Origin of the sequence: Vibrio splendidus 12E03, from assembly GCF_000272105.2 — a bacterium.
Lineage (GTDB): Bacteria > Pseudomonadota > Gammaproteobacteria > Enterobacterales > Vibrionaceae > Vibrio > Vibrio splendidus_I.
In genome coordinates this window covers 26488-53265 of the sequence record NZ_AJZD02000066.1, presented here as the reverse complement: position 1 = coordinate 53265, position 26778 = coordinate 26488, and the positions used below count along the sequence as shown (strand labels likewise).

Annotated in this window: 22 protein-coding genes; 10 read left to right on the top strand and 12 right to left on the bottom strand. The window is 43.4% G+C overall.

The window, feature by feature from the left end:
- Positions 1-27 precede the first annotated feature (27 nt).
- On the bottom strand, positions 28-522 hold the full coding sequence (locus A142_RS06230; protein ID WP_029405445.1) for a hypothetical protein: 495 nt from the start codon (positions 520-522) through the stop codon (positions 28-30).
- A 248-nt stretch (positions 523-770) separates the two neighbouring features.
- Here A142_RS06230 and A142_RS06225 point away from each other — a divergent pair, with 248 nt between their 5' ends.
- From A142_RS06225 to A142_RS06210, 4 genes are all read left to right on the top strand, one after another.
- Positions 771-1250, top strand: coding sequence for a CreA family protein (locus A142_RS06225; RefSeq protein WP_017064645.1), 480 nt, complete (start codon positions 771-773; stop codon positions 1248-1250).
- 129 nt (positions 1251-1379) lie between these two features.
- Complete coding sequence (locus A142_RS06220) at positions 1380-2684, top strand: inosine/guanosine kinase (protein ID WP_019822208.1); 1305 nt, start codon at positions 1380-1382, stop codon at positions 2682-2684.
- Between the two features lie 295 nt (positions 2685-2979).
- Entirely contained in the window at positions 2980-4728 is a 1749-nt protein-coding gene (locus A142_RS06215) for a formate--tetrahydrofolate ligase (protein WP_019822206.1), read from the top strand.
- A 237-nt stretch (positions 4729-4965) separates the two neighbouring features.
- A complete protein-coding gene (locus A142_RS06210) occupies positions 4966-6870 on the top strand; it encodes a sensor domain-containing diguanylate cyclase (RefSeq protein WP_019822204.1) in 1905 nt (634 codons plus the stop codon).
- 41 nt (positions 6871-6911) lie between these two features.
- Here the strand turns inward: A142_RS06210 and A142_RS06205 are convergent, their stop codons facing one another.
- Positions 6912-7517 (bottom strand): beta-phosphoglucomutase family hydrolase, encoded by a 606-nt coding sequence (locus A142_RS06205; RefSeq protein WP_029405444.1) that lies wholly within the window; start codon positions 7515-7517, stop codon positions 6912-6914.
- 87 nt (positions 7518-7604) lie between these two features.
- Between A142_RS06205 and arfB the strand changes: the two genes are divergently transcribed.
- The gene (gene arfB, locus A142_RS06200; RefSeq protein ID WP_019822200.1) at positions 7605-8015 is read left to right on the top strand and encodes an alternative ribosome rescue aminoacyl-tRNA hydrolase ArfB; all 411 of its coding nucleotides are present in this window, start codon (positions 7605-7607) and stop codon (positions 8013-8015) included.
- A gap of 93 nt (positions 8016-8108) precedes the next feature.
- Here arfB and A142_RS06195 read toward each other — a convergent pair whose 3' ends face one another.
- A complete protein-coding gene (locus tag A142_RS06195; protein WP_019822198.1) occupies positions 8109-8426 on the bottom strand; it encodes a helix-turn-helix transcriptional regulator in 318 nt (105 codons plus the stop codon).
- 201 nt (positions 8427-8627) lie between these two features.
- Between A142_RS06195 and A142_RS06190 the strand changes: the two genes are divergently transcribed.
- Positions 8628-8954, top strand: a complete 327-nt coding sequence (locus A142_RS06190) for a hypothetical protein (RefSeq protein ID WP_019822196.1) — start codon at positions 8628-8630, stop codon at positions 8952-8954.
- A 123-nt stretch (positions 8955-9077) separates the two neighbouring features.
- On the opposite strand, the gene A142_RS06185 is transcribed toward A142_RS06190, so the two are convergent.
- The 3 genes from A142_RS06185 to A142_RS06175 all read right to left on the bottom strand — a co-directional run bounded on the left by A142_RS06185 (position 9078) and on the right by A142_RS06175 (position 12605).
- Positions 9078-10136 (bottom strand): S1 family peptidase, encoded by a 1059-nt coding sequence (locus tag A142_RS06185; RefSeq protein ID WP_019822194.1) that lies wholly within the window; start codon positions 10134-10136, stop codon positions 9078-9080.
- 264 nt (positions 10137-10400) lie between these two features.
- Positions 10401-11534, bottom strand: a complete 1134-nt coding sequence (gene gcvT, locus A142_RS06180; protein ID WP_029405443.1) for a glycine cleavage system aminomethyltransferase GcvT — start codon at positions 11532-11534, stop codon at positions 10401-10403.
- A gap of 447 nt (positions 11535-11981) precedes the next feature.
- Positions 11982-12605 carry a helix-turn-helix domain-containing protein gene (locus A142_RS06175; RefSeq protein ID WP_019822190.1) on the bottom strand — a complete coding sequence of 208 codons (624 nt, stop codon included), beginning with the start codon at positions 12603-12605 and terminating at the stop codon, positions 11982-11984.
- Positions 12606-13046: 441 nt separating this feature from the next.
- On the opposite strand from A142_RS06175, the gene A142_RS06170 reads away from it, so the two are divergent.
- From A142_RS06170 to gcvP, 3 genes are all read left to right on the top strand, one after another.
- The gene (locus A142_RS06170) at positions 13047-14339 is read left to right on the top strand and encodes a serine hydroxymethyltransferase (RefSeq protein ID WP_019822188.1); all 1293 of its coding nucleotides are present in this window, start codon (positions 13047-13049) and stop codon (positions 14337-14339) included.
- A 51-nt stretch (positions 14340-14390) separates the two neighbouring features.
- Positions 14391-14771 carry a glycine cleavage system protein GcvH gene (gcvH, locus tag A142_RS06165; RefSeq protein ID WP_004730871.1) on the top strand — a complete coding sequence of 127 codons (381 nt, stop codon included), beginning with the start codon at positions 14391-14393 and terminating at the stop codon, positions 14769-14771.
- Between the two features lie 89 nt (positions 14772-14860).
- Positions 14861-17740: an aminomethyl-transferring glycine dehydrogenase gene (gene gcvP, locus A142_RS06160; RefSeq protein WP_019822185.1), complete on the top strand. Its 2880-nt coding sequence runs from the start codon at positions 14861-14863 to the stop codon at positions 17738-17740.
- 362 nt (positions 17741-18102) lie between these two features.
- On the opposite strand, the gene A142_RS06155 is transcribed toward gcvP, so the two are convergent.
- Positions 18103-19317 (bottom strand): DUF3644 domain-containing protein, encoded by a 1215-nt coding sequence (locus A142_RS06155; protein ID WP_019822182.1) that lies wholly within the window; start codon positions 19315-19317, stop codon positions 18103-18105.
- Positions 19318-19715: 398 nt separating this feature from the next.
- Between A142_RS06155 and A142_RS06150 the strand changes: the two genes are divergently transcribed.
- The gene (locus tag A142_RS06150) at positions 19716-21098 is read left to right on the top strand and encodes an MATE family efflux transporter (protein ID WP_019822180.1); all 1383 of its coding nucleotides are present in this window, start codon (positions 19716-19718) and stop codon (positions 21096-21098) included.
- Between the two features lie 95 nt (positions 21099-21193).
- Here A142_RS06150 and A142_RS06145 read toward each other — a convergent pair whose 3' ends face one another.
- From A142_RS06145 to A142_RS06125, 5 genes are all read right to left on the bottom strand, one after another.
- A complete protein-coding gene (locus A142_RS06145) occupies positions 21194-21757 on the bottom strand; it encodes a type II secretion system protein (RefSeq protein ID WP_019822179.1) in 564 nt (187 codons plus the stop codon).
- 362 nt (positions 21758-22119) lie between these two features.
- Positions 22120-23646 (bottom strand): methyl-accepting chemotaxis protein, encoded by a 1527-nt coding sequence (locus A142_RS06140; RefSeq protein WP_198928593.1) that lies wholly within the window; start codon positions 23644-23646, stop codon positions 22120-22122.
- Positions 23647-24152: 506 nt separating this feature from the next.
- Positions 24153-24779 carry a LysE family translocator gene (locus tag A142_RS06135; RefSeq protein ID WP_019822176.1) on the bottom strand — a complete coding sequence of 209 codons (627 nt, stop codon included), beginning with the start codon at positions 24777-24779 and terminating at the stop codon, positions 24153-24155.
- Between the two features lie 247 nt (positions 24780-25026).
- The gene (locus A142_RS06130; protein WP_019822175.1) at positions 25027-25887 is read right to left on the bottom strand and encodes a delta-class carbonic anhydrase; all 861 of its coding nucleotides are present in this window, start codon (positions 25885-25887) and stop codon (positions 25027-25029) included.
- A gap of 365 nt (positions 25888-26252) precedes the next feature.
- On the bottom strand, positions 26253-26711 hold the full coding sequence (locus A142_RS06125) for a hypothetical protein (RefSeq protein ID WP_019822173.1): 459 nt from the start codon (positions 26709-26711) through the stop codon (positions 26253-26255).
- Positions 26712-26778 lie beyond the last annotated feature (67 nt).

Sequence of the window (26778 nt, the reverse complement as noted above, 5' to 3'; positions counted from 1 at the left end):
TTAGATTAACGCTTTCTCAAAGAATCTTTAGTTCTCGATCCACACTTTATCGCAAGAAGCATGATCTTGTGCCCAAAAATCGTGTAACTGCTTAGCAAAGTCGTTGATACTTTGACCATTTCCAGCAACAACGTCCGAGATCAATAGGGAACCATCCGCTTCTGTGACGATAGCGCTCGCCACAACTTCACCGTTTTGAGTACCAATATATAATACATGATCGTCAGAAAGCATAATTTGGCTCAAGAACTCAAGCATGTGTGCCCTTTCGATTTCATCTTGGTAAACGCTTGCTTGGTTGAGTGAAAATAGCACGGTCAATTTATGGAAATCGACTTTATGCAGTTCATCAATTTGGGAAGGAGTTTGATCTTGTGCTAGGAGTTGGTATGTCTTGGATGGAAGTTTGCTTTGATAAAGTTCACGGCCAAGGAGGCTCTCTTTTGCGGGGTAAGCAATATCGAGCTGACTAAATAGCCATTGGTTTTTCTTGTGTGCAATTTCAGGTATTTCGTTATTCATTCTTTTAGTACCTACGGTTAGTATCCCCAAATATCGCAGTTATTTGGAAGACATACGGTCGGCTGAGGTGCCGAGCTACAAGCAGAGAGCATACAGAGCATGACCAAGGCCAACAAGTACTTTAAATGCTTCATATTTTTCATTATCCAACAACATCCTTTAAGAACTTAACGAAAAGCTCTACACTCGTATCCAAGCTTTCAATATCCTTATAGTAAACAGAACTATATAAATAAAAAGGACTTCTTATGAAAAAAGCCTTAATAGCAGCAGGTATCGTGACAATGTTAGCTGGCTGTTCGGACAACGAGGTTGGCGACGTCTCACTGGGTTTCTTCACAATGAAGGATATCAAGATGTCTTCATTAGATGACGATAAGATCGCGGGTGTTACCTGTCATATCGCATCAATCGAAGCAAACCTTAGCCTTTCTGATCCAAGTGATAGCTCTATCTCTTGTCGTCAAACAGGTGAAATTACACCAGAAATGATTGCTCAAATAGACAAGAGTAAGTCTGGCGAAGTGGTATTCAAGCAATCGAAAAGTATCTTCTTTAAAACAATGAAGGTTCGTCGTATCTACGATGCAGAGAATCAGTCGCTGCTTTACTTGTCTTACACCACCAAAGAAACAGAAGGTAGCTTCAAACACAGCCTTTCAACTGTTCCACTATGGGGTACAGAGGCTTACGTTGATCCAGCGACGTTAGTGCAGCCAACCGAGTAGTTTCAAACATATAGTTAGTTGAATCACCTGTACAGACATTGTGCAGGTGATTCAAAATGTAATAAAAATGAAAGAAACAGAAACAAAATGTGATATCATGCGGCAAAATTTTTTCACTGTATTTTTCATATGAAGTTTCCTGGACAGCGTAAATCTAAGCACTACTTTCCAACTCACGCACGTGATCCGTTGGTCAACCAAATTCAACAAACGCCTAAGCTTCACCGCGCAACGATTGTCGGTGTTGGCCAAACGATTGTTGATATCGAAGCCCGTGTTGACAACGAGTTCCTAGAAAAATACGAGCTGAGTAAAGGTCACTCACTGGTATTGGAAGAAAGTAAAGCAGATGCGCTGTATGAAGAGTTAGTTGAGCGCGGTTTGATCACGCATCAATATCCTGGCGATACTATCGGCAACACACTGCACAACTATTCCGTACTGGCAGACAGCAAATCTGTCCTGCTTGGTGTGATGTCTAAAAAGATTGAAGTTGGCTCTTTTGGTTATCGTTACCTTTGCCGCACTTCTTCTCGTATGAATCTAAACCACCTACAAACTGTTGATGGTCCAATTGGGCGTTGTTACACGCTGATTTCTGAAGATGGCGAACGTACGTTTGCAATCAACGAAGGCCACATGAACCAACTTCTTCCAGAAAGCATTCCTGAAAAAGTGTTCGAGAAAGCGTCTGCATTGGTTGTGTCGTCATACCTAATGCGTGGCAAACCTGAAGATCCGATGCCAAAAGCGGTACAAAAAGCGATTGAATACGCGAAAGCGCACAATGTGCCTGTTGTACTAACACTTGGTACTAAGTATGTGATCGAAGGCAACGCTGAATGGTGGCAAGAATACCTGAAAGAAAACGTAACCATCGTCGCGATGAACGAAGACGAAGGTGAAGCGCTAACGGGCGAAAAAGATCCTCTATTGGCTGCTAACAAGGCACTTGAGTGGGTTGACCTAGTTCTATGTACTGCAGGTCCTATTGGTCTATACATGGCAGGTTACACTGACGAACCAGCGAAACGCGAAACCACACTGCCATTGTTACCGGGTAACATCCCTGAGTTCAATAAATACGAATTCAGCCGTGCGATGCGTCAGCAAGACTGTAAAGACCCAGTAAAAGTGTACTCTCACATTGGCCCTTACCTAGGTGGCCCACTTGAGATTAAGAATACCAATGGCGCTGGCGATGGTGCACTTTCAGCACTACTTCACGACATGGCAGCAAACAGCTACCACCACGTGAATGTACCAAACTCAGAGAAACACGAGCACACTTGTCTAACTTACTCTTCACTGTCTCAAATTTGTAAGTACGCAAACCGTGTAAGCTACGAAGTGTTGACTCAGCACTCTCCTCGCCTTTCTCGTGCATTACCTGAGCGCGAAGATAGCTTAGAAGAAACATACTGGGATCGTTAATATACCATATTAGGCAGTTACCTCTCAAAGGTTAACGCCAAGTGAGATTACCCATTCCTTGAAGGGCTGCCTATATGCAGCCCTTTTTGTATTCAACACCAATATAACGGCAGCTGAAGGTAATCATATCGAATATTTTGCTCGTTTAAGATTTGATCTCGCGCAATGACTCTTTAGATCTGTTATCTTCCAGCACATAATTCGTGTGGTTTGCCTTTACTTGGCAAATTTATACAGTACTATCGCCACGCAAACGTTTACGTACCACCTTTCGGTTCTGATATAAGGATCAAATATGCTGTCTGATATTGATATTTGTCGCTCTACTCCCCTTAAAAACATCAGTGAGGTTGCCAAGCAAGCTGGCCTGCACCACAACGAACATCAGCCATTAGGGCAATTCAAATCTAAAGTGTCTCTCACATCACTTGAACGCCTCGCCAACCAACAAGATGGTAAGTTAGTCGTAGTCACGGCGATCACACCGACACCTCTTGGTGAAGGCAAAACCGTCACTACTATCGGATTAGCACAAGGCCTCGCAAAGATTAACCAATCTGCAATGGCCTGCATTCGTCAGCCTTCAATGGGCCCGGTATTTGGTGTAAAAGGCGGCGCAGCGGGCGGTGGTCACTCTCAAGTTGCCCCTATGGAACAATTAAACCTGCATCTCACGGGCGATATTCATGCTGTTACGGCCGCTCACAACCTCGCCTCCGCCGCCATTGATGCACGTTTGTATCATGAACAGCGTGAAGGGTTAGACGCCTTTGAAACGCGCTCAGGCTTAAAAGCACTGAATATCGACCCAAGTAGAATCGTTTGGCGACGTGTACTTGACCATAATGATCGCGCATTACGCATGATCACGGTTGGCAAGAACGAAGCAGACAAAACAATTAACGGCTTTGAGCGAGAAGATGGATTTGATATCTCAGCCGCTTCTGAACTAATGGCCATTCTTGCTCTTGCCAATGACCTTCAAGATTTGAGAAAGCGCATCGGACGAGTGGTACTTGCTTACAACAAACAAGGCTTGCCGCTAACCGCAGATGACTTCAACGTTGCAGGCGCAATGACCGTGACCATGAAGGATTCTATTGAACCAACATTGATGCAAACCCTTGAAGGCGTTCCTACCCTAATTCACGCCGGGCCTTTCGCGAACATCGCACATGGTAACTCTTCAATTATTGCCGATAAAATAGCGTTAAAGCTGAGTGACTTTGTGGTAACTGAAGGTGGTTTCGGCTCAGACATGGGCTTTGAGAAAGCGTGCAACATAAAAGCGAAAGCGTCGAACAAGAAGCCCGATTGCGCTGTGGTTGTCGCAACCTTACGTGGATTAAAGGCTAACTCTGGTTTATACGATTTGAGACCGGGCACTCCATTACCAGATTCAATCTTTAATGATGACCAAGACGCGCTAATTGCAGGCTTTGAGAACCTAAAATGGCACATCAACAACGTTAAGCAATACAAAGTGCCTACAGTTGTTGCGATTAACCGATTCCCACAAGACTCAGTTCAAGAGCTCGATGCTTTGAAACAGATGATCACCGACTTCGATCAAGGCGTTAGCGTTGAAGTAAGCGAAGCATTTGGTCAAGGTGGCGAAGGGGCAACTCAACTGGCTCACGCCGTGGTAAAAGCTTGCCAAAAACAGAGTGGATTTAAGCCTTTGTATCACTCAGAGCAAAGCCTAGAAGAAAAGCTGATGGCAGTCGCTGAAGTTGGCTATGGCGCAGCAAGTATTACTCTATCTCCACTGGCTAAAAAACAACTGGCCGAATTCAAACTGCATGGCTATAACGACCTATCGGTTTGTTTAGCAAAAACACCATTATCGATCTCGACAGAAGCACACGTAAAAGGTGCACCAACCCAATTTGACGTGCCCGTTAGAGAACTAAAATTGTGTGCAGGTGCGGGTTTTATTTACGCTTTATGCGGCAATGTGATGACCATGCCAGGCTTACCTGACAAACCGGCGTTCATGTCGTTAGATATTGATAGTAATGGAAATATCGTAGGCCTAAGCTAGATGCTCTTAGCTAGATTGATGGCAATTAATCGCGATTAATTTGGCTTAGGTTTCGGAGCAGTGTTCTATACTGAGCAATCATTTACTAACTAAGTGATTGCTCAACAATCAAGCTTAAGTGCAAAAAGTTGCAGTTAAATCGTAGTTATATGCGAATCTTGTCTTAACTTCTGGGTCAAGATCACATTAAAAACCCTATAAAATATATAGTATTGCGCTGATTCTTTGAGGACAGTGATGAATACAAGTATAAAAAAACTAGTCAGCCAATTTCTATGTACCATCTTTGCCCTAGGACTAGTCCCTGCCCTCTACATCAATTCTGAACTTGACAGAATTGATGCTCAGCACACTCTAAATATTAAGCAGTCTAGCCAAAATCAAATCGAATACAGCTTTCATGAACTCGCTGTTATTGTTGAGCAAATCTCTAACTCTGTTCCTTCAATCGCCGACTCTCAAACACTACTCCGAGCGATTCGAGAACCTTCTATTATCCATAAAGAAACCCTGCAAGATCTTTGGGTGATGTTAGCTCGTGGCCAAAAATACTATTCCCAGCTTCGTTACCTCGATCTAGCTGGCAACGAAGTGTTTCGCGTTAATTATAAAGACAATCAAGCAATCGTGGTTCCAGATAGTGAACTGCAGAACAAGTCTTCGCGTGATTACTATGAGGTACTACAGCAATTAAAGATTGGTGAGATTAGCTCTCGCGGTATTGATCTTGAAGTCGAAAACGGAGAGATCGTTCGCCCTTTGATTCCAGCGCTACGCATTATGACGCCAGTCGCTGAAAACAACCGCATTATTGGTTACTTCATCGCAAACCTGAACATGCTTGAGATTTATAAGCGCCTTCACTATCAAATTGGTGCATCTTCTGCTGTTCCTATTATTCTCAACAAAACCGGACACATCATCATGGGGCCGGATCCTACGGAATCTTTCGGACATGTAATTGAATCACGTTCAGAGCAGACTTACGCAAAGTTATACCCTGAGCTTTGGACTGCGATTCAAGACAAGACATCTTCGAGCTATTTCGATGGTGAGAACTGGTATTTTCATTCCGACATCAGCCCTAAAATCAAACAGTTTGAAGGCCCTATTTACATGGTTCTTCACATTGAAAATCAGCAGTTCAGCAGTCAATACCGACAAGAAAAACAAGCGATCGTCGTTCAGATCATCACCTTGTCTTTCTTGATTTCGATGATCTCCGCTGGCTTCGTATTGTGGAACAGCAACCACAAGAAGAACAGTATCGAGAGCCAACTTGCTAAGGCCGCAATGAATGGCATGTCTGCCTTGGTGATTACCGACAGAAACAACCGAATCATCAAAGTAAACCAAGAGTTCACCCGTGTGAGTGGCTACGAGTTAGAAGACGTAAAAGGCCGCCAACCGTCCATGTTTGCCTCTGGTCGCTACAACGAAGAGTTCTACATCAAGATGTGGAGCATCATCAAAGAGAAAGGTATGTGGGAAGGCGAAGTGGTTAATCGTCGTAAAGACGGGTCTTTGATCACGGAAATATTGCGAATCCAAACCATTAAAGACTCGAAAGACGTGATTCAGTTTTATGTCGCTTCATTTGTGGATATCAGTAAGCACAAAGAGCTAGAAAACAAACTGAGAAACCTGAGCGAAAAAGATGCCTTAGCTGGTTGTTGGAACCGCCGTAAGTTCGATCTTGAGCTACGAGATGAGTGCTCTCGTGTGAATCGTTACCCTACTCGTGAACAGTCTTGCTTGGCTATCTTAGATATCGACCACTTTAAGCGTATTAACGACAGATTCGGTCACGACTATGGTGATCGCGTGATTCAAACCGTCGCTCAGGTATTGCAACGTGAATGTCGAGAAACCGATTTTGTGGCTCGCATTGGTGGTGAAGAGTTTGGTGTCGTCCTGCCACACACAACCACAGAAGAAGCCGAATACGTGCTTAACAGACTTCGAATTGCCGTTAGCCTTGAGTTAGACAACATCGTTACTGTCAGTGCTGGTATCACTAACCTGACGAGCGATCCTGCCCTTAACTACAAATGTGCCGATTTAGCGCTGTACGAAGCGAAAGCCGCAGGCCGTGACAGCGTGTGCCTGTTCCTAGACAGTGAAATGAGCGAAATCGCCTAGCTCGAATGTGACTACTAGGCGAACATTACATCGATTTCCGATCAGTTAGGCGCTGGGTGGAACTCTAACTTGTTCCCTTCAACCACCAGAATACAATCCATGTTCGCAGCATGAGCAGCCTGCTTACCTAGGTTCGTATCTTCAAACACAACACACTGCTTTGGCTGCAAACCCATACCAAAACACGCATCTAAGAAAGTATCCGGATTTGGTTTGTGATTCTTAACGTCTGTCGCTGTCACTAAGATATCAAGCTTATTCAGAATGTCTGTTTTATCTAATAATTGCTCTGCACTTTTACGCTGGCTGCCTGTCCCGACTGCAATCTTCTTATTACCCAGATGCTCTAACAACAGAGAGTGAGTACAAGGGATAACGTCTCCTTTGTCTTCGATAGCCGCAAACGACGCCATTTTAAACGTAGAAACCGCTTGTGGGTCGAGCGATAAACCGTATTTGCTGTTCACCTCACCGGCTATCTTATAACTCGGCATGCCGCCTAAGCTATGCAGCCAAGACGCTTCAAAATGAAAGCCAAACTCTTCAGCCGTTCGCTCCCACGCCTTTACATGTGCAGGCATTGTATCGATCAACGTACCGTCCATATCAAAGATTAATCCTTCATATGCCGTTAAATCTATTTTCATCACTACTACCACTCTTAAATAAAGTTACTGATACCATAACCAATATTCAGTATCATGGCGCCATATTACCGTTCAAAATGGATGTTTATGTTACAAATATCTAACTCTGTTTCGATTCAAGACTGGGAACTCCAGTTAACAGCGATCAGAGCACAAGGAGCCGGCGGTCAGAACGTCAATAAAGTATCGAGCGCGATACATTTACGTTTTGATATCAAGCACTCTACCCTACCTGACTTCTATAAAGAAAAGCTCCTCGCACACAAAGATAGCCGCATCACCAAAGACGGTGTGATTATCATTAAAGCGCAACAGTATAGAACTCAGGAACAAAACCGAGATGATGCTTTAGTGCGCTTGAAAGAATTGCTCTTGGAAGCGACAAAGGTTCAAAAAGTAAGACGAGCAACTAAGCCGACGCGTGGCTCTCAGAAAAGACGTTTAGAAAGCAAAAAACAAAGAAGCACCACCAAACAGCTGCGTGGAAGAGTGAGCTGATGGCTTCATGCCCTCAGAGAACACATTACCCTAGAAGTATCTGTCAATTTGACTAACGAATCGATCTATTACGCTGTTTATTTGAAAGAAAGACTACTGCTTCTTTTTGACCGACAAAATCAGCTTGATCAACAACAGGCGCTCTTCGCTGGTCAGCAGACGACTGACCGCCGCTACATCTTCCGCTGTCGCTTGTGATGCACCAACAATATCAAGCACCACATCCAAATCCGTCACTTTTAAGGTTCTGGTGATTGAACGATACTGAGACATCTTGATGTCCGCCTCGCCGCGTTCAATCCTTTGATAGGTTTTTAAGCTCATTCCTGCACTCGAAGCTAACTTTTCTTGAGACAAGTTGGCTTGTTTCCTACGCTCAATCAGCGCCATGATTATGGGTTCTTGTGACATAAGATCATCCTCAAAAGACAGTTATGTCCTAAATTCAGCAAGAAGCAGACCATATTGACTTGTGATGGTTTACATAAGCTATCAAAGGCATATTATTCGCTTGATAAAAACCGTTACGTTTCATAAACCTTCACACTGATATCAGTTGTGAACGTACAGGCTAGGTAACTTGAGTATTCAAGTGTTGGGAAATTAGAAAAATTGCAAATTGCGAATAATAAAGACGTCATATTGGAAATTGCGAATCGTTATAAATTGGCATTTCCTTGCATTAAGCACGCATTAGAAACGGACAATACCCGCTCAGAAATTATTGCAGTGCAGCATAGGCTGCTGACTTACAAAGAAGTGCTGTTGCACGGAAGTATGTTGGAAGAGAAAGAATTGAAGCAGGCCTTTTCTGCTCTGAACCAAAATGAAAAAGGTGTCGCACAAAGCGGTATTCAAAACATCAACGACGCAGTAAAAGAGATGGATGTGATTGTCGAAAGATACAGTAGAAAAGCGTCTACTGAATTGTGCATCTAATATTCGTCAATAACTGATAACACCTAATATTAGTAACTCACTGCGGTTTAAACGATTAGAACAAAAATGGCCAGCCATTATTTAATGACTGGCCATTTTTAACTAACATAAAGGAGTAATATTCTAACGAGAGAACACTCTTCTAAACCCTCCAAGTAGCATCAACGCACCTAGCAAGCCAAATGACACACTGCCACCGCTGCTACCTGAGCCAGATGAACTTGTGCCAGCATACGCAACTCGTTTTGCCTCTGTCGCAGAAAACTGGACGGTTTCAGTGCTATCGATTGACCCATTAGTCACGTCAGTTATCCAATCTTTATAATCATATATCTCTGTAAATACTGATGTAACACCGATGCCTGCACCACAAGTAGTTGGTCCAAAACTGGTTATACCAACCTGTTCATAAGTAGACCCATTTTTCCAAAAAACCGGGCCACCAGAATCACCTTGGCATGTACCACCATATAGACCATTATTCGGTCCATCGCCATTAAAACAAATTTGTTTGTCTGTGACTAAGGGACCGAAGACAGCTTTACAATTAGGAGTGTCAACGTATGTAAGATCAACTTGTTGTAGCAAAGTTGTACCATCAACATCCGTTTCTATGTCGCCATGGCCAACTGCAACGAAATCATTCGCAGCATTAAGGTAAGTATCAAATTGAGGAATAACAGTTTCAGCGGAAGATTGAAGATTGAGAGAGGCTTCTAACTTTAAAATCGCAATATCATTTCTTAATAACTGATTGATACTATTTGAATAATCAGTTCGGTAATACACCTCTGATACTCGTACTTTTGGAATGTTCCCGTTAGGAAATAGCGAGGTATCTTCCAATTGAGGCACAACCACTGTAAACAACTGTGCACTCTGATCACCGTAAATACAGTGTGCCGCTGTCAAGATATGGTAATTATCTAAAATAGTCGCACCACAGTAAGGGCCTGTAGAGTAAACACCATCATAATCAATACGATCAATGAACAAGCTCGCCATTGAAGGAAATTCAGTCACTGAAGCGTTACTACCATTCACGATATAAGGTGTGACACCCACATCAGGAGCACTCTCGGCCGTGTTTTCCGTTGCCAATACACTAGATGTATAAATCAACGGTGCTAATAGCACTAAAACGGCTTTACGAACCGGACTCACTGTATAGTTCACATTCATAGTTAACTCCTTGTAACCACTACGACTTATTTATAAAAATGATATGTGGCCACCATAACACGGCATAACCCTGAGTATAGTAAGTATTTGTAACGATATGGCCACATCTCTCATTTTATAAACGAAATTTCAGACGACGTGTCTTTAGCCAATACTCAAAGTTATGTACGTTACCAAATACAAAAAAGCCTACCGTCAAACATCTTAATATAAAGAGGTAAACAATAGGCTTTCATTTAACTTAGTGGTTTCTCTTAAAAGAGATTAGCCACGGAAGTAACGTTGAGGCACGAAAGGCATTTTTTCTACTATCATTGGTAGTTTCTTGCCACGAACGTCAGCGAAGACTTCAGTGCCAATTACTGCTAGGTCTGTACGAACGTACGCCATAGAAACAGGCTTGCCAGCGTTAGGGCCTGCTGTACCACTTGTTACTACGCCAATCTGGTTGTCTTCAGCATCGAACAACTCAGCACCTTCACGTACTGGTGCTTTAGTTTGGCCCACTAGACCAACGCGCTTACGTTGAACGTCTTTCGTTGCGATTTGCCCAAGGATGATATCAGCACCAGGGAAGCCGCCTGCACGTTCACCGTCAGTACGACGAACTTTTTGAATACCCCATAGAAGGCTAGCTTCAACTGGAGTAGTTGTTGTATCTAGGTCGTGACCGTATAGACATAGACCACACTCAAGACGAAGTGAATCACGTGCGCCAAGGCCGATCCACTCTACTTCAGCTTCTGCAGTTAGCTTACGCGCTAGCGCTTCTGCGTGATCGTTCGGTACTGAAATCTCATAGCCATCTTCACCAGTGTAACCACTGCGGCTTACGATGCATTCAACGCCATCGATATCGACTTTTTGAACATCCATGAACAGCATGTCAGCAACGCTTTGTTGGAAACGAGCAAGAACTTCAGACGCTTTAGGGCCTTGAAGTGCTAATAGAGCACGATCATCAATCACTTCCATTTCTACGTCAGCAGGAAGGTGCGCAGTTAGATGGTCGATATCTTGTGTCTTACATGCTGCGTTCACAACAACAAATAGGTGATCGCCTAGGTTAGCAACCATCAGATCATCCATAATGCCGCCCTGTTCATTAGTAAAGAACGCATAGCGCTGCTTACCAGAAGGAAGGTCGATAATATCTACAGGAACCAAAGATTCTAAGACAGCAGCTGCGTTCGCGCCATGAAGACGAAGTTGCCCCATGTGAGAAACATCAAAAAGACCGGCAGCATCACGAGTGTGTAAGTGCTCTTTCTTTACACCTAATGGATACTGAACTGGCATATCGTAGCCAGCGAAAGGAACCATTTTTGCACCCTCTTCAACGTGAAGTGCATGCAGTGGTGTTTTTAGTAGGTCTTGATTAGCGTGTTCTTGAGTCATTTTATTCTCCATGAAGCGTTGCAGGCTTTCCAAATCGAATCTGCCGCTTATATCTCTATTTAGAGTCGCCTCTAACGATATGGATTAACGTTAGAAACAGTAGATAGTAAAAAGTGATGTCTTTTATATAGGCTTATCTTGTTAGCTTTATAAATATGAATAGCTGTACAAATCCTATACGGCTCACTTTCTAAGAATTCACTTCAGTAAACTTCAATCAATATGAGTAAACCGTGTTCACTATAATAAACAAGGCTGAGTCAGTTTTACACCCTTAACAAGATTAAAACAGCTCAAAATGTGACATTTAACAATTTAAAAACAATTTATAGATACATACAAAAACGCGATATTGATGCTTTTCACACCAATATCGCGTCTTTTGGCAAACGTTAGAAACAAAAGCAAACGTTTGCATTCACTATAAGAAATTCTAATTTTGTTAACTTATTTTGCAGTCACCCACAAAATCAGTGCATCTTCTGTACTAGTAGAAATCAACATATGTCCCATGTTGGCGTCGTAATACATGCTATCACCTTCGCTCATGGGTACCGGCTCATAGAATTCTGAGTAGAACATCACATCACCAGAGATCACCATCAAGAACTCCTCTCCATCGTGGCGAACCCAATCGTTATACTCTTCAAAGGTGCGTGCTCTCACTCGGCTCTTGAACGGCATCATCTTCTTATTCGAAAGTTCTGTCGCCAGCAGTTCATGCTCGTAAGTCGGAGTTGGGTGAGGTTTACCCTGGCCTGCTTTAGTTAAGTCACGACGTCCTGTTGCCACTTTTTTTCTCGGTGGCTCAAAGAGTTGCGGCATATCAATTTGTAAACCCATCGCCAGTTTTTGCATAGCCTGAAAAGTTGGCGAGATTTGTTCGTTCTCAATTTTGCTGAGCGTAGAACGCGCCAAGCCTGTTCGTTGGCTTGCTTCTTCTAGCGTAATCCCAAGCTTGCCGCGGATATCTTTAATGCGCTGGCCAAGCCTAAGTGGTTCAATATTTTGATCTAACGTTTCCTTCGCCAACGTTAAAGATGGGTACTCATCATAAATGTCTTCTGACATAGGTCCCTCATTAATTTCTTGCTTCCTGTCTATTAATTTCATTGTTGCATGAAGCGCTTTGTTGATTAAAGAGCACACAGAGAAATAAAGCGTGCTCCCTGTAGCAAAACAAGAAAAGTTGTTTCCTATTGGAAATTTTTGTTGAAAATTGATTTTATCGGAGCTATGTTATCGACTTGTTAGATGAAGAGATGCTACTTCAGCTTGCAGCAAATGATAGATTTAACATTTGTAAGAGCTGTTTTTTACCCGAACTTTTTGGGAAACAATTCGTGCTGCATTGACCCTACAACGATCGCTTAGACGCTGTAAGAGTATATTTATAACGCAATTATCGTTTATCTGTACCTATATAGCGCAAACGATACCGATGCAGAAATCAACGTAAGACCTAATGGACTATAAAAACAATCACCATTAGCTTAATGAAAGGTCTCGACAATGAACGCTTACCAAAACCATAGCTTAGACAGTTTTTTCTCTACAAACCTATCTGGTACTGACGACGCTGTATTTGCTGGAATCCAAGCAGAGAACACTCGTCAAAACGAACAAATCGAACTTATTGCTTCTGAGAACATCGTTTCTAAGGCAGTAATGCAAGCTCAAGGCACTTGCCTAACCAACAAATACGCGGAAGGCTACCCTGGCCGTCGTTACTACGGTGGTTGTGAGCACGTAGATACAGTAGAAGCTATCGCAATCGAACGCGCTAAACAGCTGTTCAAATGTGAATACGTAAACGTACAGCCTCACTCTGGCGCTCAAGCAAACGGTGCAGTTAAACTTGCCCTACTTCAACCTGGCGACACTATCCTAGGTATGTCTCTAGATGCTGGTGGCCACCTTACACACGGCGCACGTCCTGCAATGTCTGGTAAGTGGTTCAACGCAGTACAATATGGTGTAGACCGCGAAACTCTTGAAATCGATTACGAGGCAGTTCGCGCTTTAGCTATCGAAAGCCAACCTAAAATGATTATTGCTGGTGGTAGTGCTATCCCACGCGTTATTGATTTCGCTAAGTTCCGTGAAATCGCTGACGAAGTTGGCGCAATCCTAATGGTCGATATGGCACACATCGCGGGCCTTATCGCGACAGGAGCTCACCCTAGCCCACTACCACACGCACACGTTGTTACTACAACAACGCACAAAACACTTCGTGGCCCACGCGGCGGTATGATTCTTACGAACCACGAAGACATCAACAAAAAGATCAACTCTGCAGTGTTCCCTGGCCTTCAAGGTGGCCCACTAATGCACGTTATCGCAGCTAAAGCAGTGGCGTTTGGCGAAGCACTTGGCCCAGAATTTAATACTTATATTGATTCAGTGATCGACAACGCAAAAGTTCTTGCTGAAGTGTTGCAAACTCGCGGTTGTGACATTGTGACTGGCGGTACAGACACGCACCTGATGTTGGTTGACCTTCGTCCTAAGGGCTTGAAAGGTAACGTAACTGAAGAAGCATTAGAGCGTGCAGGGATCACATGTAACAAAAATGGCATACCATTCGATACAGAGAAGCCTATGATTACTTCTGGCATTCGTTTAGGTACGCCAGCTGGAACCAGTCGTGGTTTTGGCACTGAAGAATTCAAACTTATCGGTGAATGGATCGGTGATGTACTTGATGGCTTAGTTGAAAGCCCTGAAGGCAATGCTGAAGTTGAGCAACGTGTACGCAAGCAAGTTAAAGAGCTTTGCAAGCGCTTCCCTCTTTACCGTTAAACCGTTTTTAAGATTTAAATTAAAACCTCATAAATTTTTGGAGAATAAGCAATGGACAATACACTAAAGTTTGCAGACAGCCACGAGTGGGTAAAAGACAACGGTGACGGTACTGTAACTATCGGTATTTCTGAGCACGCTCAAGAAATGCTAGGTGACGTTGTGTTTGTTGACCTGCCTGACACTGGAGACGAAATCGAAGCTGGCGAAAGCTTCTCTCTAGTTGAATCAGTGAAAGCAGCTTCTGATATCTACGCACCAATCTCTGGCGAAATCGTAGAAATCAACGAAGAATTAGAAGATAGCCCAGAGTTAATTAACGAAGAATCTTATGAAGGTGGCTGGATTGTTAAAGTGAAGATGTCTGATGCGTCTGAACTAAACAACCTTAAAGATGCGGAAGAATACCTAAGCTCTATCGAAGAAGACTAATAGGTAACCTCATTACGATAAAGCTGCTCTTTTGAGCAGCTTAATTTTAGGGGCTAGCTCACGGCTCCAGAGAGAAAGTAGAACATATCATGACTGAATTACTTCAAAGCCAATTACTAAAAGACTTGGGTACGCAAAACGAGTTTGTTGCTCGTCATAACGGCCCAAATAAAGCAGACCAGCAAAAAATGCTTGAAGCGATCAACGCGACTAGCCTAGACGCACTGATCGACGAAACGGTTCCTGCACAAATCCGTCTTGAAAAACCAATGACACTTGCTGCGCCACTGAGCGAAATGGACATGCTGACCTCTCTTAAAGAGATCGCTAACCTAAACCAAGTGAAACGTACTTTCATTGGCCAAGGCTACTACAACACATTCACTCCAAACGTTATTTTACGTAACGTTTTAGAGAACCCAGGCTGGTACACAGCTTACACACCATACCAACCAGAGATTTCTCAAGGTCGTCTTGAAGCTCTACTCAATTACCAACAAATGGTAATGGACCTAACAGGTATGGAAATCGCAAACGCATCACTTCTTGATGAAGCGACAGCGGCTGGCGAAGCTATGACATTGTGTAAGCGTGCTGGTAAAAGCAAGAGCAAAGTATTCTTCGTTGCTGACGATGTTCACCCTCAAACATTAGAAGTTGTTAAAACTCGTGCTGAGTACATCGGTTTTGAAGTAATGGTTGGCCCACTAGAAACACTTCCTGAACAAGACGTATTCGGTGCGCTTGTACAGTACCCAGGTACAACTGGTGAAGTTCGCGACCTAACAGACATCATTGCTAAAGCTCAGGCAAACAAAACGCTTGTAACTGTTGCAACAGATCTACTTGCTTCTGCTCTACTTAAGCCTGCAGGCGAAATGGGCGCAGACGTAGTAATCGGCAGTGCACAACGCTTCGGTGTACCTATGGGCTACGGCGGTCCACACGCTGCATTCATGGGTACTCGTGAAAAGCATAAGCGTACAATGCCAGGTCGCGTAATCGGTGTTTCGATTGATACGCACGGTAACCAAGCGCTACGTATGGCGATGCAAACTCGTGAGCAACACATCCGCCGCGAAAAAGCGACATCGAACATCTGTACAGCTCAAGCACTTCTAGCAAACATGGCGTCTTTCTATGCGGTTTACCACGGTGCAGAAGGCCTACGTACTATTGCTCGTCGTACACACCACATGACCGCTATCCTAGCCGCTGGCCTGACTAAAGCAGGTTACGAGCTAACGAATAACAGCTTCTTCGATACCATCACAATCAACTCAGAAGATAAGACAGATGCACTGTACGCGAAAGCGCAAGCAGCCGACATCAACTTGCGCCTTCTTAAAGGTAAGATCGGTATCAGCTTAGACGAAACAACAACGATCGACGACGTGAATGCCCTATTCGCTATCTTCGACGTGAAAGAAGACGTTCAAGCACTCTCTTCTGACATTGCATCAAACGAGTTTGCAGCAATTCCAGAAAACTGCCGTCGCAAATCAGAATTCCTAACTCACCCAGTATTCAACACGCACCACAGCGAAACGCAAATGATGCGTTACCTAAAACAGCTTGAGAACAAAGACTTCTCACTAACGCACGGCATGATCCCACTGGGCAGCTGTACGATGAAGCTGAACGCTGCTGCTGAGATGATTCCAGTAACATGGCCTGAGTTTGGTTCAATTCACCCATTCGCACCTCTTGATCAAGCAGCGGGTTACACTGCGCTAGCGAAAGATCTAAAAGAGAAGCTATGTGAAATCACCGGTTACGACGATTTCTCACTACAGCCTAACTCTGGTGCATCTGGTGAATACGCAGGTCTAATCGCGATTCAACGCTACCACGCAAGCCGCGGTGAAGGTCACCGTAACGTTTGTTTGATTCCAAGCTCTGCGCACGGTACTAACCCTGCAACAGCATCAATGGTGTCAATGAAGGTAGTAGTTGTTAAGTGTGATGAAGATGGCAACATCGACATGACAGACCTAGCAGCGAAAATCGAGAAGCACAAAGACAACCTATCAAGCATCATGATCACTTACCCTTCTACGCACGGCGTATACGAAGAGCAAGTGAAAGAAGTGTGTGAACAAGTACACGCAGCGGGCGGTCAGGTTTACCTAGACGGCGCGAACATGAACGCTCAAGTAGGTCTAACTTCACCTGGCTTCATCGGTTCAGACGTATCTCACTTGAACCTACACAAAACATTCTGTATCCCACACGGTGGTGGCGGTCCGGGTATGGGTCCTATCGGTGTTAAATCGCACCTAGCACCTTTCCTACCAGGTCACATCGAAAACGGTGTACAAGGTTCTGACTACGCGGTTTCAGCAGCAGATTTAGGCAGTGCTTCAATCCTACCTATCTCTTGGGCTTACATCGCAATGATGGGCGAACCTGGCCTAACAGACGCAACAAAAGTAGCGATTCTGAACGCAAACTACGTGATGGAAAAACTACGCCCTCACTACCCTGTTCTTTACCGTGGCACTAACGGCCGCGTAGCGCACGAATGTATTATCGATATTCGTCCACTTAAAGAAGACACAGGCATCAGCGAAGAAGATATCGCTAAGCGTCTAATGGACTTCGGTTTCCACGCGCCTACGATGTCTTTCCCTGTAGCTGGCACACTAATGGTAGAGCCAACTGAATCTGAAGATTTAGAAGAGCTAGACCGTTTCTGTGAAGCGATGATCGCAATCCGTCACGAAATGGCAGCTGTGAAAGCGGGTGAATGGCCACTAGACAACAACCCTCTAGTGAACGCACCGCACACACAAGTTGACCTTTCAGGCGCAGAATGGGATCGCCCTTACTCTCGCGAACTGGCTTGCTTCCCATCGAAAGCAACCAAGAACTCGAAGTACTGGCCTACTGTTAACCGTGTAGACAACGTATACGGCGACCGTAACCTAATCTGTTCTTGCCCAAGCATCGATAACTACGAAGATTAATTCGTAGCGGCGCTAAGCAGCTAAACATAACAAGAGGCGAACCAAATGGTTCGCCTTTTTGTTGTCTGAAATTCAAGGTAAACAAATACATTGACCTTACCGTAAGGGAAAGGTTTAAGGTTGAGTGGAATCAACAATGAATTAGGAACTGATTATGGGATGTTGCAATAAAGCGCCAAAAGGTGGAGCCCCTCTTGGCTTACTTTTAAAAGTCACGCTTGGGATTGGCCTTTTTGTGTTTCTGCTGGCTTTGTGGCAGTAGGAAGCTAATGCACACTAGGTTTGAAGCTAAGAAGTGATGGTATGAACAAGGTAGATAGCGCCAAGGATAGCTATTGGCGCTATAGCCGTTTTTTATATGTTCACTTCACCCGAGCCCTTTCGTACCATTGGTCAAATTGGTCTATGACCCTGTTGTGGTAGAAAGTTTTACTAATGCTTTTAGGGTTGTCCGGATCTAACCGGCGCAGTTTACAGTACCTTTCTCCTTCAGCTTTTAAGGTCCTCATTTGGTCATGAAAGACTTTATTTTGCTTAAAGTTCGTATAGCGTGCCTTGAGTATTTCTAGCAGCTCGTAGTAATCGTGTGGATAGTTTTTCAGAGCATCTTCTTCGGAAAGTACAATTTCCGGAGCATCAGGATCATTAGTTAGACGCACTTGTAACGCTTCATCATTTGTCGTTTTTACCAACTTAGTATGAAGTTTCAACGATATAGCAAAGTTTGCATCTTTGTCGTGCTCATGGTCTTTCTCGATGTCTTTCAGATACTTCAAGAGGTTTGACTTAACCTCACTGTCCACGCTAAAACTAGCAACATCTGAAAGATGGAAAAATGATACAGGCATAAGGTAGAAGTTGTACCGACTAAAATCATGATTGAACCAGTTCATTGCAAGAGTCATGAAGTTTTTCAATGAAGCTGTACCAATTTCTTGGATATTAGTGCTCAGCTCAAGATCACCACAGACAAAGTGCACAGAATCATCTCGGATGTTCATTAACAATCGAATGTTATCTCCGACTACCTTTGGGATAGAACCATTGGCTAATAAACGATTCAAGGCAGCACCCAATGAAATCGTTTTAGGGTTACCACTTGGGGATAATACTACTTGCGCCTTATTAAAAATATGGATGGACTCAGGATTGTCACCAGCATCTTTTACCAGCTTAGACTTTAGAAGAAGTTCCCATGCATTTGTCATTAGAATTGAGAAAGTCTCTTCTCGATGCTGAAAATTAGGTTTGTTATATATTTCTATCGCTGAGATACACGCCGAGATAGCCTTTTCTAACATGATCTGGTGAAGGTACTTATCTACTTCATCTTTTTGGCTTTGGTGTTGGCGAAAAGTGGTTGAGTTGAAAGTTGTGATAACTTCTGTGACCTTATAACCATCGTTCTTTCGCTCCAGCAATGAGACCCATTTTTTACGTAAATACGTTTTTACTGTAGATACGCTCCAACCTGTCTTTTGTGCTAATTCATCTAACGTGAACTCGTGTCCAGACTTAAAACTCTTAAGGAAGAATGTATACGCCTTGTCTACTTGCAACCATTTTTTTTCTGACATAAACCTACCTACTGACCGCATATAACAGCTATTAGACCGAAAAAATCCCGCATCTAAATACAGAATCTTACTCTCTAGTTCCTTATACCATAAATTGTACTAGCCTTTGTCTTTCCATAACAATCACTTATACCATTAACTTAGTGATTAGCGTGGCAAATGTTGAATTTATCTTTCTAGTATGACCCCAAATAAATCATTAAGTTACGTGCGTTAGATCTGTATCTAAACCATCAGGACCTGTGACTATCTCAGAGCAAGTTAAACTCGATAAATCCAATGCTTGACCCTATACGGTAAGGTGTTTATATTGTCGCCCGCCCAACGGGGCACATCCTAAAATGCACACCGGCCATCCTGCCATCACTGGTGCATTTATATTGGTGTTTTGAACTTCCATGCTAACGAAACTTCGTCCTTTTACTCGAGAATCGGGTGCGCTTATGCACCTTTCGATTCCAATCATTTTGACTCAAATAGCTACCCAAGCGATGGGATTTGTCGATACGACAATGGCTGGCCAAGTGAGCCCTGCCGATCTCGCCGCTATTGCACTTGGCACCAGCCTTTGGATTCCTGTGTTGCTGCTTCTACGTGGCGTGATTATGGCGTTAACGCCTGTTGTCGCTTACCACCGCGGCGCACGCGACTTTCAAAGTATCTCTGTTGAATTCTTCCAGATGGTTTGGTTGGCATTAATTGCTAGCGTATTACTTATCGCTTATTTGGTGAGTGCGAAACCGATCTTAGAATGGATTGGAGTCGCCGCTGAGATCATTCCTATCGGCAGCGATTATGCGTTTGCCCTAGCCTTTGGTGTTCCGGGTATTGCCCTGTTCTACACTTTGAACGGCTTCTGTGAGGGTATGAACAACACCAAAGTACCAATGATCATTTCGGTGGTTGGTTTGTTGGTGAATATTCCGGTCAACTACGTACTTATTTACGGTAAGTTCGGCTTCCCTGAAATGGGCGCTGTGGGTTGTGGCTGGGCAACAAGTTTGGTGTATTGGTTAATGTCGGGAATGCTGTATTCCTACATTAAAGGTCATCATCACTACAAGACCATTATTAGCTTTGCAGATGCAAAACCAAAAGCGAAAGAAATGCTTCACCTTCTAAGATTGGGTTTACCTATCGGGATGAACATCGCGGTATGTGGCAGTATCTTTGCGGTTATCGCTTTGATGATTGGCCGTATTGGAGCAGAGAACGTAGCAGCGGCGCAAATCGCACTCAATATATCGAGCCTGACTTACGTGATTCCTATGAGTATCTCGTTTGGCATTACGATTCGTGTTGGACACGCTCTTGGCGAAAAAGACGAACTAGGCGCAATTGAACGCAGCAAAGTCGGCATTTTGGTTGCCGCATTGATTTCATTACTTTCAGTTGCGATGTTCCTGCTGTTCCCTAAGTGGATCATTAGACTTTACACCACCGACCCTGCGATAAGTGCAACGGCAGCAGTATTGTTGACCTTTACTGCGATGTACCAGTTCAGCGATGCATTACAAACGTCTGCTAACGGTGCATTACGTGGCTATAAAGACACTAAGATCCCGATGATTTTAGCTATCGCTTCATACTGGGGCTTAGCACTTCCACTGGGCATGGTGTTGGGCTTAACAGACCACATTGTTCCTGCTATGGGTGAAGAAGGCTTTTGGATTGGTATTCTAACGGGATTAAGCGTTTCAGCGACACTGATGTTAATTCGCTTGCGATACGTGATTAAGAAGCGTGACTTGCCACCAGCAAGTGCTCCATTGGTAAACTAAGACCAATCATTAAGCTAATTAAAAAAGCGCGTTATTGCTACTCGGCAATAACGCGCTTTTTTATTGAATTTCTATCAACAGATAAAGAATGAAATTTAACACTCGTCGTTCACTATACGAACGGTACATTCACAACCACCAGCAGGACATTCATTTCCGGTAACACGCCCACCAAAAGAATCGTAAAGAACATAACAACCCGAGGGTAAGGCATCATCAGTTATGTTATTTCTGTCAAGGTCAGCTTGACTGAATGGCTGAGTAAATCCCACTACCGTGTGTCTGTTGCCTAATTCAGAGATTATACTGTCATCATCTGACAAAGTTAGGAAGTGGAGCATATTTAACGCATCTCCTGATTCACCTTCACTCTCAGGGCAAAGTGTTCCCCAGTCAACTTCAACTCTACCGATACCGAAATCGATCACATAGTTACTTTGGTCATCTGGGTTTTCCGCACTAGGGTTAAGTCCAACAATAATGGCCTTAGAGGTTACCTGAGTAATGACCCCTTCCATCGCACCAGCGACGCCCTCAAGTACCGCTTCTCTCGCTGACTCTTGGATATTAAGAAACCTCGGAGCTGCCGTAACAGCAAGAATCCCGAGTATGGTGATAACGACGATCAACTCCATTAACGTAAAACCGTTTTTCTTCATAACAACCACATCAACCGACAATTAAAGAATATTCAATAAGTGAATGAATCATCAATAACTATACATTGTGGAGAGATGCGTAACACCTTATGTGTCGCGTCAAAGCTGCTGTTTAGTCGATTTTTTGAACTTGCGCATGTGAGGTAAAGGTAAGTGGCTCATTGTTACTGTCTTATTTATTCACGTTGTTTGGAATAAGCTAAATTGTCACGACATAGCGACGCGGTTAGATTCTTCATTTTTGTTGTGCACTATTGGTGTATCTGCGTTGGCATGTCGCAAAAAATAGCGCTTATGTATGACATAAGCGCTATTAAATAACTGGAGACTCACACATCTCTTAAAGAGATATGTTGGGAAGTCTAGATTTTAAATGAACCGACATAACGATCGAGAATTTGTGACAACTCTGCCAGCTGCTGGCTTGATTGCTCTAACTTCTCACTTGCGCTCAAACCGTTTTTGACTGAGCTATTAACCGTATCCATGTTCATATTAATTTCATTCGCTACCGCTGATTGCTGCTCCGTTGCCGTTGCGACTTGCGTATTAATATCGAGAATAGCCAAAACTTGCGTGGAAATTTTTTCCAAAGCTTGGCGAGCCATTTCAGTTTCAGTCGTACCCTCTTCAATTAGGTTCTTACTATTACTCATCGAGCTAACAGCGTTCTTAGCTTCGGTTTGAAGTTGGTTTATCATAGTGTCAATTTCATCGGTCGACTGTGCTGTTTTTGTCGCAAGGTTACGAACTTCGTCAGCAACAACCGCAAAGCCTCGGCCAGCTTCACCAGCACGTGCAGCTTCAATTGCAGCGTTGAGTGCAAGCAAGTTTGTTTGCTCAGAGATACCTCGAATAACGTCAAGAATAGTACCGATCGACTGAGTATTATCAGCAAGGCTCACGATGATGTTAGAAGCACTATTCATTTCGGCTTCAAGGTTTGCAATCGAATTTGTGGTCTTCTCGATCGTCTTATGACCTTCTTGAGTTTCACTCGCTGCCATGTTTGCCGCGCTTGCAGCACCAGCCGCGCTAGACGCAATTTCATTAACCGTGGCGATCATTTCATTCATAGATGTCACGACCAACATGGTTTGTTGGTTCTGCTCTTGTCCTCTTTGCAATGCTTGCTGTGACTGCTCACGAAGCCCAATAGCGGTGCTATTTAATTCAACACCCGTATTCACTGTTTGAGTAATAATCTCGTGCACCTTGCCAACGAACACATTGAAAGCCGATGATATTTGAGCAACTTCGTCATTCCCTTTGATAGGCAAACGTACTGATAGATCACCATCACCTTCAGAAATATCGTGTAATGTGTTTTTCAATACTAAGAGAGGCTGCATCAATTTGCTAAGAAGAAGCGATAGAACAACGAGACAAACAACAAAAATGAAAACCATTGAAGCGAGCTGGTAGCTAATAATACCGTTCGTTGCTTGGCTAACCTCTGTGATAGGAATGCCGATATCAAAGGTACCGTACAGTTCACCGTTGACGTAGATAGGTGCCATGATGTCAAACACCCATACTTTTTGAACATCAGCGTACCATTTTGAATACTGTTGTACGCCTTGGGTTGCGCCTTTAACGGTATAGCTATCTTCGTAAACCTTATTCAGTTTATTTTTGTCGCTGTGTGCAACAGCGCTTACGTTACTATCAATAACAATGGCATAAGTGACATCAGATCGCTGTTTCAGCTCACCCACCAGCTTTTGTAAATCTTGAACTGGGTTGTCCGAATTCTCTAAGATATACCCAGCATTTCCAGCCAAGAATTCAGCTTGAACTTGAGATTTGTTTAATATTATCTCATCAATTTTTTCACTTGAAATGAAATAGGTTGACGCCATACTCGCAGCGACTGCAATGCCAAACATAATAAAAACGGCTAATAGGATTGTTTTCTTCATTTAGGTTGTCTCGACGCAAGTTTGTTAAAAGTTCTCTAAAGGTTTCAAAAAGCGAAACCAAAGCTCACACGTTTTATCTCGTGTTAGAGCTCCCCACGAGTCCTTTATCTGTAAAAGTATCGATAACTTTAGCGAAATCATACGAAAAACATATGTTAATCACACTTACTTAACATGTGAGTACATTCAACGCGAAACGAGTACTTAGAAATCTGATTAACAAATAACATCCCCCGCTTAAGAGGTATAGGTGAATAGCGAGTAGAAAATAGAGGATAGAAAATAAAGAGTAGGTTTCGCGTATTGACCCGCAGAGCCAGTATCTTGAGAAATGTTGGAGGCTTGATGCAACCGTTCACTTGTGAGTACTTAATATTCTCGCCTTTAGTTGGTGCGATAACAAAAAAGCGAACCTATTGGTTCGCCTTTTTAGTTAAGTTAAGCCGTGTTTATCTGTTTATCTGTTTATCTGTTTATCTGTTTATCGCGAGATAAGACCCAGCCGCAATCATTATTCCACCTGCACTTTGGTTTAATCTTTTATGTGCGCGTGGCGTTTTAAGTAAACTTGCCATTCTGCCCGCCCCCATTGCAATTAGCATTAAACCGGACATCAGAGCAACAGATGCTAAAACAGAAACCAAGACGATATCTTGTGAACGCAAAACCGTTAGATCAACGAAAGTTGGCAAGAACGAAATATAGAACAAAATTACTTTGGGATTTGATGCCGAAATTAAAAACCCTTGCGCAAAACTGGCGAGTTCTGATTTCTGACTTTGCTTGGCCGCGAGCTCCGCTGAACCTTGCACTTCAGGTAGGCTCTTAAACATCTTGTAGCCTAAGTAAATCAAATAAGCGGCACCAACGTAGCGAATCACCTCGAAAGAAAACGACCAATTCTCAGCAATCGTCGCGAGACCAAAACAGGCTAAAACAAGATAAATAAGGTCACTGCATATCATTCCTAACGAAAGAGTGATGCATTTACGCCATCCGTGAACCATACCGCGAGCTAAAATGGCAAAGACTCCAGGTCCTGGAGTGATACCAAATATAAACATGGCAATAAAGAATGTAACTGCACCTTCCAATGACATCGGCTTGTCCTTACTTATAACTCAGCATAATTGATCCAGAACGTACCATGCATCCTTGATTCTGGTAAAGAACGTTTTTGACTAACAACGATTCGCGCTGCGCATGTTTTGAATAAGTGTCACACGTAATTTACCCGCTAAGCATGCCTAGTACGCAAGAACCAAGGTATTTTTCGTTAAGACATAAAAAAGGCGAACCTAGTGGCTCGCCTTTGAAAAATATTGATTACAAATCAACGTAACAAGATTAGTTCGCTATTGGTGACAACAACTCTGGGTTTACAACTATGTTTCTCACTCCATGCGCGTGATCTTCGTTGAAGTCATTGCCTTCACACCAGCTGCCAACCGTCGCAATGTTTACTTTCGCGACTTGCGGTCTCACGCTCCATGTTACTTGGAACGGTGAACCTTGTTCATTGTAACCTGGGCCCGTTGTAGAACCTGCGTATTGAATCGCTGAGCCAGTATCTTGTGGGATATTTGGTGCTTGGTGCAAACCGTTGACTTTAGAGTGCTTAGCCAGTGCTTCAAAATCGAGTGCTTTGTCGTCATTCACCAATACGTAAACTTGGGTTTCTACACGCAATTGCGGGTTGGTAATCGCATCGTTGAAACAAGCACCAAGCGTTTCACCCGGTTCGACTTGTGCCGTTGAATACACGTAATGCACCTCTATGGTGTCGCCCGAATGCAAAGAACCATGATCGCTCGGACAAACCTTGCCCTCAAATGGTTTCAGCTCAGCAGAACTTAGCTTGCCTGTGTATTTAAAGCCACTCTGGAAACCTTTCCCGTCACCGTTGCCAGCGTATTGAGTAAACTCGCCACCTTTATGCTCTGCGTTCTTATGGAAGTGAATATTACATAAGTTCATGGCAGTTGAATCTGGCGCATTCGAAAACAGGCGAGCATTAGTACCCTCAAGTGAATCCAAATCACGAGGGGCTTGCGGGCCGAAACCTTTCCCTTGAGTATTTTCAGATAGATTCGCTCTTTGTTCAGCGATAACACTGTCTGCTACAGCCTCATGGCTCCCCTCAGATGCGTTCGCTTGAGCAGCTAACATAACCATCGCGACGCTTAAAAATGCACTCTTATTCTTCATATCTCTTCCCTAGAATATTGATAACAAAACCTAAATAACGGATTTAACCACAAACATACTACTATGCTCACAAGTGAATATCAGACATTGTCTTTGTAAGATTAGATTTCACGGCTTACTTTGGGAAGAGTATTAAAACCCTTGATGCATATAACAAGTCAAACACGGTAAATACGGCGAGTCCATTCCAGAACGAACAAATACCTACTTCGCTGACAGTCTCTTGACTCAGCCGACAAACAAGCAAACGACACGCTCTAACCAGAACTACAACCAGAGGTAACAGTAAGTTTTTGATATAAAAAAGCGAACCGTTTGGCACGCCTTATTGACTGATTCGATGTTCTTGGTTCTGAGCTCTTCGCTCAACCATGACCTGTGGCAAAGATTCCAAAGGTCAGAATATTCAATGTATCTGTCACACCCTCTAACGATCTAATGACTTTCTTAGTCGGCTCATTGTTAAGTAATAGGTAACTTCCAAGCCCTTTCTCATTGTCGGTCTCGACTTTATCTTGAGTCACTTGTTTAGCTGTTACTTGAGAATCATGTACTTGAGATGCACTTCCTTGAGTAGCATTAGCTTGAGAAGCTTCAACTGATTCAGTTTGTGTCTTGCCGTTTATATTGGATTCTTTAATTAAATCAGCATTTGTCTCATCAGTAGACTCAGTAATGACGTTTAGATTCGTCTCTTCTTCGATAGTGTTAGACAGAGTATCTTCGTTGCTCAATGTCTTTTCATCGATTTGCTCATTACTCGTTGTGGAGCAAGCGGTTAAGAAAAACAGACTAAAGATGAATGTGACTAGGTTGCGCACCAAGACGATAAGGCTCGAATTAATAAAACATTGTTCAATTGTAATTTATTTGTCTTGCTACATCTAGCTC